Below are 11,766 nucleotides of genomic sequence, written 5' to 3'. Positions count from 1 at the left end.
CTCTTGAACTACGGCTAATTTAAAAGCATAACTGTAATCTTTCTGTGTACGCTTAATGTACTGATTTGCAATTGTTTCTTTCATAACATTACTTTTATTGTAACGCTATTTCAGGACGTGACAAGGTCTAAAAAATAGGAATCCCCGGTCAAAAAAGACGCGGGGATTTTTCTTTGTTCCTCTAAAAAGTGTTATCTTAGAGGTGCAACACAAAGAGAAGATGAAGATACATTTTAAATCGTTACCGGCCAATAAATTAAGTCTTTTTCCGGAAGATATATTTTCGAGAATACCACAGAATCACCCGGTTCGCCTCGTGAACGAAGTCGTTGACGGACTGGATATAAGCATGCTTGTTTCCCAATACAAAGGAGGGGGAACCAGCAGCTACCATCCCCGGATGCTACTGAAAGTATTATTCTACAGCTACCTTTCGAATATTTATTCCTGCCGTAAAATAGAGAAAGCCTTACAGGAGAACATTCACTTGATGTGGTTGTCGGGTAACAGCACTCCTGATTACCGGACCATTAACTACTTTCGGGGTAAACGCTTAAAAGGCCATATTCAAAGCCTGTTTGCAGCAGTAGTACGGATGCTTCATGAATTGCAATATGTGAGTTTGGATTTGCAGTATGTGGATGGTACGAAAATAGAGTCCGCCTCTGGCCGCTACAGTTTTGTATGGAAAGGGTCAGTAGAGAAGAACAAAGCTAAACTGGAAGGCAAAATCCAGTCTGTCTTATCAGAGATAGAATCACAGATTAAGCAAGACCAGGGCGAGCTAAATAGAATAGAGACCCCCAAACCCATAGACAGCACCGAGCTTAAGAACAAGCTTGCAGAGTTGAATAGTAAACAAAAGGGTAGTACTAAACAGACGCAAAAGCAAATAAAGCAACTGCAGCAGGAGCATCTACCGCGGTTAGAGAAGTATGAACAGCAGTTGGAGACGCTTGGCGAGCGGAATAGTTATAGCAAGACCGATGAAGAGGCGACCTTCATGCGACTCAAAGATGACCATATGCAGAATGGTCAACTCAAACCAGCCTATAATAGTCAGATTAGTACCGAGAACCAGTTTATTACCCATTACAGCATCCATCAGACAGCAGGAGATACCACCACACTTACCCACCACCTGGAGGGTTTTCAGGAGCAATACGGCAAGCAAAGTACAGAGGTAGTGGCCGATGCTGGTTATGGTAGTGAACAGAACTATGAGTGGCTTGAAGAGAAAGCAATAAAAGCGTATGTGAAGTACAATTACTTTCATAAAGAGCAGAAACGTTCACAGAAGAACAATCCATTTTTGGTTCAGAATCTGTATTACAACAAAGCCTTAGACTTTTATGTATGTCCCATGGGTCAAAGAATGGTATGTGTCGGCCAAGGTAAAAGGACAAGCAGCAATGGCTATGAGTCCGGTGTCAGGTATTATCAGGCCAAGCGATGCGATGGATGCCCCTTAAGAGGGATGTGCCATAAAAGTAAAGTCAACCGAAGAATAGAGGTCAATCCCAGACTTAATGAACTGAAAGCAAAGGCAAGGGCTTGGTTACTCTCAGAAGAAGGGCTTAAACACCGAAGTAAAAGACCCATAGAGGTAGAAGCTGTCTTCGGACAGATGAAAAGTAATAACAAGTTCTCAAGATTTACTTTAAGGGGTCTTCAGAAGGTAGGTATTGAGTTTGGCCTGATGGCTATCGGGCATAATCTGAGAAAGTGGGCAGCAAAACGCCTGTCTGAACAAGAAAATCAACAAAATTCAGTATCTACCGCTCAAAATAGGGCTATTTATGTACTTTTTGAATCTTACCAGATAAAATATCGCTACGCCGCTTAGTAAAACCCGAATCATTCCTATCTAAACTAAAAAAAGAAGCTGCCCCTTTTTGGAAAGCCTCTTATAATCTTTTTAATATTCATTCTGCCTGCGGCATTGGCAGGGCTTGCATGGTTGAGGGTGTGGGAGTACTGAGAATTGAGGAAGAGGAAGAGAGGGTGCGTAGTTAGGGGAACAGAGATTCTAATTTTTATTAAAGATGTTTTACCAGAAATTCTTTTAATGGTTGAAGAGATACTGAATTGAAATTCCATAAATTGTCATCAGTAAAAAACCAGTCGCCTTTATTCTTAAAATCCTCTTCCTGGCTTTTGGTCATTGGAAAAGAACTGACATAAGAATAAATTCTGGCCTTCTGATTTGGGGTAATATACCCCCCGTACTGCTTTACACAATCTTCAAAAACCTGATGACAATCAATTAACCTTTGATGTGCAGGGTTTATGATATTTTCAAGCAGTACTTCAAAGTCACCTTCCAACTGATGATTAGGTAATAAAAAAATTTCACAACCTACACAAAAGGTGTCGAGCGTATTTTGAATTTTGCTACACTCACGCTGAAAACTCCAACCTGGTGTATTATGATTACCGTCAGCATCAATAATTATCAGGTTTTTAAATCCTCTCTTTTTAGTGTCAATAAAACTATTTTCGAACTCAGCCAATCTTGTTTTGCCATGAATACCTACAATATCTGCTTGTTTTCCCAGAATATTCAACAAATGCTCAAAAAACCTATATTCGTTTGTTTTCTTTTTACCTGAAGGGTTTGTAGTTTCTATGTATAATCGATGCATAAGTCAACGGATTTCATTGTCATTTGAAATCAGAAAATCAAATTTAGTAAAGTCATACTTATAAGCCGTAGATTCATTGTTTTCATACCGCTTGATATTGTAATACCTTATTTTTGATTTATCTTCGGGTAATTCATCCTCAATTACTTCAGACAAAACCTTTAATAACTCTTCGCTGTGAGTAGTTATAAACAATTGAACATTCATTTCTTTTGCCGAATTGATGATGGCTTTCCAAACTTTGGGCATGCTTTTATAATGCAATCCGTTCTCGAACTCATCAATCATTACAAATCCACCCTTACCAACACCATAAATTGCCAGAATCAAACTTAAAGTTCTTCTTAAACCGTCTCCGCTCACTTCAATTGGCAATAGAGATGATAAGCCTTCGATATCTAAAAATATACCATTGCCTACTACGTTAATGCCTTGGATTTTTTCATCGAAAGGTTTTATTAGCCTGGTGATTTTGCGATCTTCTTTTGCAGTTATAATTGAGGAAAGAGTTCTTTTTAAGTTTTCATGTTCAAATATTCTGAATGAAGGAAAACTACAATTAAAATTCTGAAAAGGTGGTTGTCCTTTAAATTTAATTACTTTTGCCTCAGCAGGACCTTCAATATCTTCTAATGATTCTATTGATTCACTTTTCTTCGATGCTTCATTAATCTCTTGAATCGAAGTTGAAAATCCTGTCTTGTTGTCTAATCCTCTATTAAAATTCAATAATTCTGCTTTAAATTTTCTTTGATATCCGCTTTCATTAAACGAAGCAAAAATCTCTATTGGCGTATCTCTAACCGACTTATTGAAAAAATAAGTAATACCCACTTCAGCCCGTTGGCTTCGATGGCTATTCAGACGGTATAAAGCATCAATTCTCCATCCCATTAATGCAAATATTGCCTCCAAGACACTGGTTTTACCAGAGTTGTTTTCGCCTGTAAATACATTTATCTGCCCCAGGTCAGAAATTTTCAGGTTAGTTAGCCCTCTGAAATTTTTTATTTCAATATCTTTTATGAACATAGCTCCTTGATTAAAGTAAACTATTTAAAGTTTAAGCTGAAAAAATCATTATTACCGAATAATATGAAATTTTGATTATACAAATCTATAAAGTTTTGATAAAACATTAATCAAATGTGGGATTATTAACTAAATGATTGATTTTATTTCTAATCATTGGTTTTGTCAGTTAGAATCTCATCAATAAAAGCTCATCATCATATTGGGTTAATCATTTTTATTATATTAAATTGACTTTTCAAAGATGCAATTCAAAGTTAATTCACCTGAATATGTTATCTAGTTTACATCACAAAAGATTAGATTTTAGAATAAAAAAAACTTATGATTATTCTTCTACTTAATTGATGTTTTAATGCCATTCTGCGCATAATAACCCCTAAATAAAATTTTTTTTTTATTCTACATATTTTATTAATATTTGTGAAATTCAAAACCATTATTCCATTTTTATGAAAAAAATTCTATACCAATTTGCTGTTTTATTAGCAGTTACATCATGTTCATTTAATGCACCTTTAAAAGGAAAGTATCAGGAAACCCCATTCATTACTTTTTCTGATAAATCTAAAGAAGAAGTTTGGAGTAAAGTTATTGATATTTTTGCTCAGAAAGGAATAACCATAAATGTGATTGATAAATCCAGTGGTTTGATAGTTTCTGCTGAACATTCTTTCAGAGAGTCGGCTTCAGTAGAGGTGAACGGTGCACCTAGTGATCCAAAGTCTTGGGTGGTTTATAATCCATACGGTATTGGTAAAGTTAGTTCCAGACCGACTAAGTTAACAGGTAATTTTAATGTCAGATTAAAAGAAGATGGTAAAAGAACCTCGATAAATATAAATTTGACAAATCTAAAAGGACTCTACGATGCGCAAGGATATAATCACCAATATGAGGTAAGATCTACAGGCGTATTTGAAAAAGAATTTGCTGAAATGCTTAAATAATAAGAAGCATTTGTTGAGCCGTTTGGTTTTGACCTGCATATTAAATTTTGTTTCTTTTAATTTTTACCCTTTGAGCGGTAAAATATTACTAAAATTCAAAAACTATAAAGGAGGCATATGCCTCCTTTATAGTTTTTGAATTTTAATGAAAATTGAGTAAAACAGAAGCTAGTTTGTAAATATTCTTAGCGTTTTATAACATATGCAAATACCGAAAAAAGTATTTAATAATTCATTTTGTTGAAATTTTTGCCTGATAGTAGCAAAGGTTTAATCTCCTTATTAAGAAAAGCCTGTACATTCATAAAATTAAAACACAGTCAACATTCATTCATCACCTAACCCAACGTCTTTTCTGCGTACTAACCCCTTTTCCTTTTCAAAATTTGCCACAAAGTGTTATCTTCACACACTCATTCAACCCTTAATATGAAAAAGATTTTTAAAATCGTTCTATGGTCGGTGCTGGGTATTGTGGTGGTGCTTGGCGGATTGCTGGGCGTTTTTATCTACAAGGTAAAATATGGCTTTCCGGTTTCGTATGAGACCGAAGCCCCTGCCATCAACTTCCCGACCGGCAAACCTGCCATTCTTTTGTTCTCTAAAACGACCGGCTTCCGTCACGGCGAATCCATCGAGGCATCGAAACCCGTTATGGCTGGTCTGGCGGCTAAAAACAACTGGTTTTTGTATGAAACCGAAGAGGGCGGCGTGTTTAACACCGCTCAGCTGGCCAGATTCAGCGCTGTTATTTTCAATAACTCAACCGGTGAGGTAATCAACGACGACCAGAAACGCGCCCTTGAAAAATACGTTGAAAACGGCGGCACGTTGATTGGGATTCATGGCGCGGGCGACGACTCGCATCGCTGGGACTGGTACGAGCAGAACCTGCTGGGTTTTAAATTTTCTCATCATCCTATCAATCCACAGTTTCAGGAAACGGCCGTGCTGCTTGATGCGCAGCCAGATAGCCTGTTGACGGCGGGTATTCCCCCAAGCTGGCTCCACTCTGACGAATGGTATGTATTCTTCGGCAATCCGCGCAGCAAAGGTTTTCAGGTTGAGCTGAGCATCAATGGCCAAACCATTAACCCCAGCGGCAATATTCTGTTTGTAACCAATAAAAACTTTGGCATGGGCAAAGACCACCCTGTGGCCTGGAGCAAACAAACCGGCCAGGGCAAAACCTTTTATACCTCTATGGGCCACAGCGATGCCGCCTGGAAAAACGAGCACTTCCTGAAACTCATCGAAAACGCTATCCGGTGGGCGCAGGTGAAGCCATAAAAATAACCCCATGAAAAAACTTCTCTTTCCTATCTTATTGTTTATCGTCGGGGCAGCCCTGCTGGTAGCTTTCAAAACGCACCCGCCTAAGAAAACCAAGCGGCCCAATATTGTTTTTATTATGTCTGACGACCACGCCTATCAGGCCATTTCGGCTTATGATACGCGCCTCACCAGAACACCCAACATCGACCGCATTGCCAGAGAAGGTATGCTTTTCAGCAATGCCTGTGTTACTAATTCTATCTGTGCGCCATCGCGGGCGGTTATTCTTACGGGTAAGCACAGCCATATAAATGGTAAAATAGACAACTATTTTCCGTTTGATACCACCAATGTGACCTTCCCGCAGATTCTGCAGGCCAATGGGTATCAGACAGCCATGTTTGGCAAGCTGCACTTTGGCAATAACCCGAAAGGCTTTGATGAATTTAAGATTCTGCCAGACCAGGGGCATTATTATAATCCTGATTTTATTACCAAAAAAGAGGGCAAAACAAAGGTGAAAGGCTATGTAACCGACATTATTACCGACATGACCCTGAACTGGCTGAAAAACGAGCGCGACGAAGACAAGCCGTTTTTTCTGGCGTATCTGCACAAAGCCCCCCACCGCGAGTGGCTGCCTGCCGAGCGGCATTACCGCCAGTTTACGAAGAAGACTTTCCCGGAGCCTGCCACGCTTTTTGATAATTATGAAGGACGCGGTCGCGCTGCCAAAGAGCAGGAAATGACCCTGATGCACCACATGACCTGGGGCGGCGACTCGAAGATAAAGCCCGAAAACATGGATAAACTGGGGCTGAAAGAAAACCACGGCACAGATAAAATGCTGTATAAATCTAATCTGGCGCGGATGGATGCCTCGCAGGTACAGTCGTGGAACGAGACTTATGATAAAGTAAATGATGATTTTGTGAGCCGTTACCCAAACATGACCGAAAAAGACCAGCTGAAATGGCGATACCAACGCTATATGCAAGACTACCTGGGTTGTATTGCGGCGGTAGATGAAGGCGTGGGTAAGGTGCTGGACTTTCTGAAAGCCAACGGCCTGGACGAAAACACCATTGTGGTTTATACGTCAGACCAGGGCTTTTATCTGGGCGAACACGGTTGGTTCGACAAACGCTTTGTTTATGACGAATCGTTCAAGACTCCGTTGCTCATCAAATGGCCTGCTGTTATTAAAGCAGGCAGTAGAAACGCGCAGATGGTGCAGAATCTCGACTTCGCGCAGACATTTCTGGAGGCTGCAGGTATCAGGCCTCCGGCCGATATGCAGGGCGAAAGCATGCTGCCCATCTTCAAAGGGCAGGGCAAGCAATTCCGCGATGCAGCCTATTATCATTACTACGAGTACCCGAGCATCCACATGGTAAAACGCCATTATGCCATTGTAACCGAAGCGTTTAAACTGGTGCATTTTTACCATGATATTGACGAATGGGAGCTGTACGACCGCCGAAAAGACAAAAACGAACTAAAGAATGTGTACCACGACCCGGCCTACGCCCAAATTCGTGAGCAATTGCACAAAAAACTGGCTGCCCTGCGCATAAAATACAAAGACTCTGAACAGTTGGATAAAATGTATATTGAAAAATATAAAGAACTGGAGGCCAGGAAGGTGATATTTAGGTAGCACCTGCGGTTAAGTGTATAGTATGGCGCAATGGCCACCTAAACCCGGGCAGGCTGTCAGCAGGCAGCTTGCCCGGGTTTTTTGTCTAATTACCTTTTCATCATTAAAACAGGTGCCGCAACGCCGCGCGTTGCTAAAGGTTGTTTATCGCCTTGCCCACGCTACAAAAACAGCCAATGCAGCAAAGAAAATGTTGAAGCCAATCTGCGATGCCTCACCGCGGCTGATGTGGAAGGCACCGGCAGCCAGCATTAGCAGGATGGTGCCATAAGCGGCATAAAGGGTTAACACGGGTTTAATGCGAAGCGCCGTTGGCAGAATGATGCCGAGGCCGCCCAGTAAATCTACCACACCTGCCACCCTGGTTAGCGTGGGGTTGTCGCCTGTCCATGGCCACATTTGGGCCAGTTGGTCGATGGGTTGGAAAAGCTTCATATATGCTGCCCAAAGAAAGCCCGCCGACAGGAGAATCTGGCATAGCCAGGCAGCCATGTTGCGTATTTTTGATGTGTGTTGGTTGTTCATGCAATCATTATTTTCGTTTATGGTGCAAGTTTATGTACTTTTACTATCTGATTGATAGTACTATCCTGTTAGATAGCGCTATCCGGTTGGATAGTAACGTAAAATATAAACCGATGCTGAACGGAGAACACTGCCCCATTAATATGCTTTCTATTAAAGATGCCCTGGAAGCGCTGGAGGGTAAATGGAAATTACTGATTCTGTTTTCGTTGTACGATGGCCCGAAACGCTTTAAGCAAATAGCCAAAGAGGTGAGCGGCATTACCGACAAAACGTTATCAAAAGAGCTAAAAAGTTTGGAGACCAACGCTTTGATCAAGCGCGAGGTGTTTGACACCTTTCCGCCGACGGTGCAGTATTCTATAACCGAACATGGCTTGTCACTCAACAATCTGGTTGAAGAACTGCACCTCTGGGGAATGCTGCATAGGAAGAAGATGATGGGGTGATGTGGGGGTGGGTGGGTTTGTGTAGGGAAAAATAAGTGTTGAATTACTCTATATTACTAAAACAATCCTAATTCTTCTGAAATGTCCTTTGCTAATTTGGAGAGGACACGTTTGTCTAAATCTTCTTCATCAATGTAGTTGTTCAAAATCATTTTTTGCACGTCGCTTGGACTTGAAAATAATGTTCCTTCATATTGATTAAATAATTCACACACATATGATTCTGAGTAAGCAATGCTTTTTTGAATAATTTCTCTAACATAATCCTTGTGTCCATTATAAATGGGCTCTAAGCATAAATCGTTAATATTATTTTGTATTTTCTCTCCACCTTTATTTCGTAATATAATGCTAAAGGAGTTTTCTTTGCCATAAAAGAAATCTATCCCTTTTTGCTTTTCTAATCTTAATGAAAATTTGCATTTATTTCCAAAACCTTCTTCATAAGGGTGGATATGAGTTTTTGATGTCCATTCTTTTGACCTTTTAAAAGAAGAGTTACAGATTTTGCATGAAGGTATTAAATTGTAGAATGATAATGCCAAATAAGGGTATTGACCTTTGCTTAAAAAATGGTCAAACTCTGGTCTGGTACTACCTTTACTTAGTGCTTTGTTAATGATTGTGAATGTGTATTGGCGATTACAATAAGGACAAACATTCACTTGAAGGTTTTGTGCGAGAGTATAAGCATTATAATTTCTCCATTTATAAAATCCTTTGTAATCGAAAATAGTTTCAAGTTCTGCTTTATATTGGCTTATTCTATTTTTGTCAAATAAGTTTGTTATTTCTTCAAGGATTAAAGGTTTTCCTAAGATTATTTCTTTCAGTGAGATATTATTCAAAAGAAATTTAGCAACATCAGTATATTTATTCAACTTAGTAGTTACATTTTGTTGAATACCGCAATAATGCAATTCTGCTAATTCATCAAGATTAGTTCTTTTTATTTGAATCATCTTGTTTTGATTTTAAATTTTCAATATCCTTCTCAAGTTTGTTTTTAGATTCTTCCAAAGCTCTTATTCTTTCATCGATAGTTAGATTTATTCTTTCATTATATAAATCGAGAATTTTTTTTCTAATGATGGGTTCTCCAACTAAAGGAATAATGGATTGAATCTCTACTTTTCTTTGAACTGATAATTTATTTCCAGTTTCGATTAAATCATCAATAACCTGATTGATTTTTTTCTTGGCAAAATCTCCAATTAATCCATCTTTCATAAAAAAGCCATCGGACAATAGACTATGGATATTAGAGCCAAAAGTCATCTTTTTATCCTGAAGTGGATTTCTATTTACAATGGACTCTCCTTTCTCATTCTTTTCTAAAAATATGACATGATTATTCGGAACATCAGATAAAATAAAAGGTGAGTGGGTTGATAAAATTAGTTGAATAGATTTAATACCTTCATCTTGTAGCATTAATGGTAAGTTGTCTATCAATATACTTAAAAATTGCTTTTGCCATGTTGGATGTAGTCCTATTTCACCTTCATCAATTAGAAACACTAAATTTGTAATTTGACTTGTTTGATACCCAGGACTAGCAACTTCTCTTCTAACCTTAATTATGTTTCTTAAGTTATTGAATCTTGAGAATAATCGTAACATCGCAATTTCACCAGTGCTTAATCCTCTCCAAGAAAATGATAAAAATGGGCGATTATCATTTCTCCAATGTTGTGGATTAATAATATTCTCATAATTAACTACTAGGGCTTTGTATAAAAGGTTACGATTTTCAATATTTGAGATGTCAATTTTTAAACTTAAGTCTAATCCATACGAATCATGATTTATTCGGATTAAAGAAGTTGGTTTCAGATATTCAAAACTAACTACATCCAAATTCAATAGTTTTTCAAAATCCTCAACAAAGACAATTGCATTAGTTGCCCAAGTCTGTATTTGCTTATCAAATTTTGAGCCTTTGTAATTGTCATCTTGAATGATATAGTCAGTGAAGAAGTAAGTAAGCCAATCTTCAATGGGTTTTCTTCCCCAATTTTTATCAAATCTAATCCATTGGTCAGGTCCATTTGAATCAATGTTCGGAGCTGAGAAAGAATTGATGAAAGATAAAAACATGCACCATCGTAATAAAAACATAGAATACTCTTTATCCGTAACTCCTAGATGCAAATCTCTTATATCGCTAGTTTGATGTGGCCTAAATTGTTCAGTAAGATTATTTATAAAGAACGTTATTATTTCTTTAACTTATTTATAATCGTCTTCATCTCCATATCCACCACCTTTGTTATACAAATTGGAAAGATAGTTCAATTCGTTAACTATATCAAATCTAATCGTTAGAATTTCTGGAGTATTAAATTTTAATTTTGTATGATTATCATCTTTCAAAAGAAACCTCATTTGTTTTCCTATTTCAGACAAATGAGATTTTAATTGCCTTGTGAATGGGGTGCTGTCAATATATAAGTTGCCGTTAAAGTCTTCATTATTTATACTTGTAATCCCTAGAACTAATCTATTTGTTGAAAAGTTGAAAATGTTATTTGCTTCAAATAGTGAATTGTACGAGTCTTCTATAAGTCCATCAACGTAATTCGAATATTGAATAAATAGGGTATCATTAAAATTTGATTTTTCATACTTCTCAATTTTTATCTCGGCTATGGTATTAAAAGAAATTTTACTAAGCAATTCTTTATTAGAGCAGACAATAAAGTAGTTTTTGTCTTTACGACCAAGATAAAAGGTTCCTTCCCGTATATTCAATATACTTGTTTTTCCTGTTCCATTTTCCCCTACAATTACTGAAACATTAGAAATACCATTTCCAAAAAAGTTGGGGATATGATTTTGTTTCCTTTCAATACTTAGCACATTTTTCTGATGGTCAAATGAGATGTTGAATTCAGAACTGAAATTAATGCCTTGACGACGAATATTTCTATAGTTTTCAATCCAAGTGAAAAGAAGTTCCATTATTGTAAGGGAGTTTATTTTAACTATTGTAGCACAGAAACAATATTAAATTCAACATTATAGAATCATTTATTGAAAGTTGCAATCAAATGATAGTGAAATAAGAGATTATTGAATTTATCTTATGTTTTAATCACAACGTGTTAAAGATTTATAAAGGAAGTTTTATCTATACAATATTAAGAATTTTAGAGATGTTTCATAAACTTTTCGAAGATTTAAACTTTTAATTAGAAAACCATTAATTTTATAGGATATAACTAATA

At 37.5% G+C, this 11,766-nt stretch carries 11 protein-coding genes; 5 read left to right on the top strand and 6 right to left on the bottom strand.

Going from position 1 to position 11,766, the window contains the following annotated elements:
- Window positions 1-220 precede the first annotated feature (220 nt).
- Window positions 221-1,846, top strand: coding sequence for an IS1182 family transposase (locus tag NZ848_RS17930; protein WP_390890898.1), 1,626 nt, complete (start codon window positions 221-223; stop codon window positions 1,844-1,846).
- A 193-nt stretch (window positions 1,847-2,039) separates the two neighbouring features.
- Here the strand turns inward: NZ848_RS17930 and NZ848_RS17925 are convergent, their stop codons facing one another.
- Window positions 2,040-2,645: a DUF3226 domain-containing protein gene (locus NZ848_RS17925; RefSeq protein WP_259016680.1), complete on the bottom strand. Its 606-nt coding sequence runs from the start codon at window positions 2,643-2,645 to the stop codon at window positions 2,040-2,042.
- Between the two features lie 3 nt (window positions 2,646-2,648).
- Window positions 2,649-3,677, bottom strand: a complete 1,029-nt coding sequence (locus tag NZ848_RS17920) for an AAA family ATPase (RefSeq protein WP_259016679.1) — start codon at window positions 3,675-3,677, stop codon at window positions 2,649-2,651.
- A 452-nt stretch (window positions 3,678-4,129) separates the two neighbouring features.
- On the opposite strand from NZ848_RS17920, the gene NZ848_RS17915 reads away from it, so the two are divergent.
- The 3 genes from NZ848_RS17915 (at window position 4,130) to NZ848_RS17905 (ending at window position 7,562) form a co-directional block, all read left to right on the top strand.
- A complete protein-coding gene (locus NZ848_RS17915; RefSeq protein ID WP_259016678.1) occupies window positions 4,130-4,627 on the top strand; it encodes a hypothetical protein in 498 nt (165 codons plus the stop codon).
- Between the two features lie 429 nt (window positions 4,628-5,056).
- Entirely contained in the window at window positions 5,057-5,917 is an 861-nt protein-coding gene (locus tag NZ848_RS17910) for a ThuA domain-containing protein (RefSeq protein WP_259016677.1), read from the top strand.
- 10 nt (window positions 5,918-5,927) lie between these two features.
- A complete protein-coding gene (locus NZ848_RS17905; RefSeq protein ID WP_259016676.1) occupies window positions 5,928-7,562 on the top strand; it encodes a sulfatase family protein in 1,635 nt (544 codons plus the stop codon).
- Between the two features lie 144 nt (window positions 7,563-7,706).
- On the opposite strand, the gene NZ848_RS17900 is transcribed toward NZ848_RS17905, so the two are convergent.
- A complete protein-coding gene (locus tag NZ848_RS17900) occupies window positions 7,707-8,087 on the bottom strand; it encodes a DoxX family protein (protein ID WP_259016675.1) in 381 nt (126 codons plus the stop codon).
- A gap of 32 nt (window positions 8,088-8,119) precedes the next feature.
- Here NZ848_RS17900 and NZ848_RS17895 point away from each other — a divergent pair, with 32 nt between their 5' ends.
- Entirely contained in the window at window positions 8,120-8,536 is a 417-nt protein-coding gene (locus NZ848_RS17895; RefSeq protein WP_390890897.1) for a winged helix-turn-helix transcriptional regulator, read from the top strand.
- A gap of 56 nt (window positions 8,537-8,592) precedes the next feature.
- Here the strand turns inward: NZ848_RS17895 and NZ848_RS17890 are convergent, their stop codons facing one another.
- From NZ848_RS17890 to NZ848_RS17880, 3 genes are all read right to left on the bottom strand, one after another.
- A complete protein-coding gene (locus NZ848_RS17890) occupies window positions 8,593-9,498 on the bottom strand; it encodes a hypothetical protein (protein WP_259016674.1) in 906 nt (301 codons plus the stop codon).
- A complete protein-coding gene (locus tag NZ848_RS17885; RefSeq protein WP_259016673.1) occupies window positions 9,476-10,636 on the bottom strand; it encodes an AAA family ATPase in 1,161 nt (386 codons plus the stop codon). The genes NZ848_RS17890 and NZ848_RS17885 overlap by 23 nt, the downstream gene beginning before the upstream one ends.
- A gap of 132 nt (window positions 10,637-10,768) precedes the next feature.
- Window positions 10,769-11,500, bottom strand: coding sequence for a hypothetical protein (locus NZ848_RS17880; protein WP_259016671.1), 732 nt, complete (start codon window positions 11,498-11,500; stop codon window positions 10,769-10,771).
- Between the last annotated feature and the right edge of the window lie 266 nt (window positions 11,501-11,766).

The organism is Emticicia fluvialis (assembly GCF_024793945.1).
GTDB classification, from domain to species: Bacteria; Bacteroidota; Bacteroidia; order Cytophagales; family Spirosomataceae; genus Emticicia; species Emticicia fluvialis.
Note: the sequence above shows the minus strand (reverse complement) of the source record. Positions and strands in the feature narration are given on the sequence as shown.

What these genes read in the sequence shown, in the direction of transcription:
- NZ848_RS17905 (WP_259016676.1), top strand. Translation starts at nt 5,928, where the DNA reads ATGAAAAAACTTCTCTTTCCTATCTTATTGTTTATCGTCGGGGCAGCC.
- NZ848_RS17900 (WP_259016675.1), bottom strand. Translation starts at nt 8,087, where the DNA reads ATGAACAACCAACACACATCAAAAATACGCAACATGGCTGCCTGGCTA.
- NZ848_RS17895 (WP_390890897.1), top strand. Translation starts at nt 8,120, where the DNA reads ATGTACTTTTACTATCTGATTGATAGTACTATCCTGTTAGATAGCGCT.
- NZ848_RS17930 (WP_390890898.1), top strand. Translation starts at nt 221, where the DNA reads ATGAAGATACATTTTAAATCGTTACCGGCCAATAAATTAAGTCTTTTT.
- NZ848_RS17880 (WP_259016671.1), bottom strand. Translation starts at nt 11,500, where the DNA reads ATGGAACTTCTTTTCACTTGGATTGAAAACTATAGAAATATTCGTCGT.
- NZ848_RS17920 (WP_259016679.1), bottom strand. Translation starts at nt 3,677, where the DNA reads ATGTTCATAAAAGATATTGAAATAAAAAATTTCAGAGGGCTAACTAAC.
- NZ848_RS17925 (WP_259016680.1), bottom strand. Translation starts at nt 2,645, where the DNA reads ATGCATCGATTATACATAGAAACTACAAACCCTTCAGGTAAAAAGAAA.
- NZ848_RS17885 (WP_259016673.1), bottom strand. Translation starts at nt 10,636, where the DNA reads ATGTTTTTATCTTTCATCAATTCTTTCTCAGCTCCGAACATTGATTCA.
- NZ848_RS17890 (WP_259016674.1), bottom strand. Translation starts at nt 9,498, where the DNA reads ATGATTCAAATAAAAAGAACTAATCTTGATGAATTAGCAGAATTGCAT.
- NZ848_RS17910 (WP_259016677.1), top strand. Translation starts at nt 5,057, where the DNA reads ATGAAAAAGATTTTTAAAATCGTTCTATGGTCGGTGCTGGGTATTGTG.
- NZ848_RS17915 (WP_259016678.1), top strand. Translation starts at nt 4,130, where the DNA reads ATGAAAAAAATTCTATACCAATTTGCTGTTTTATTAGCAGTTACATCA.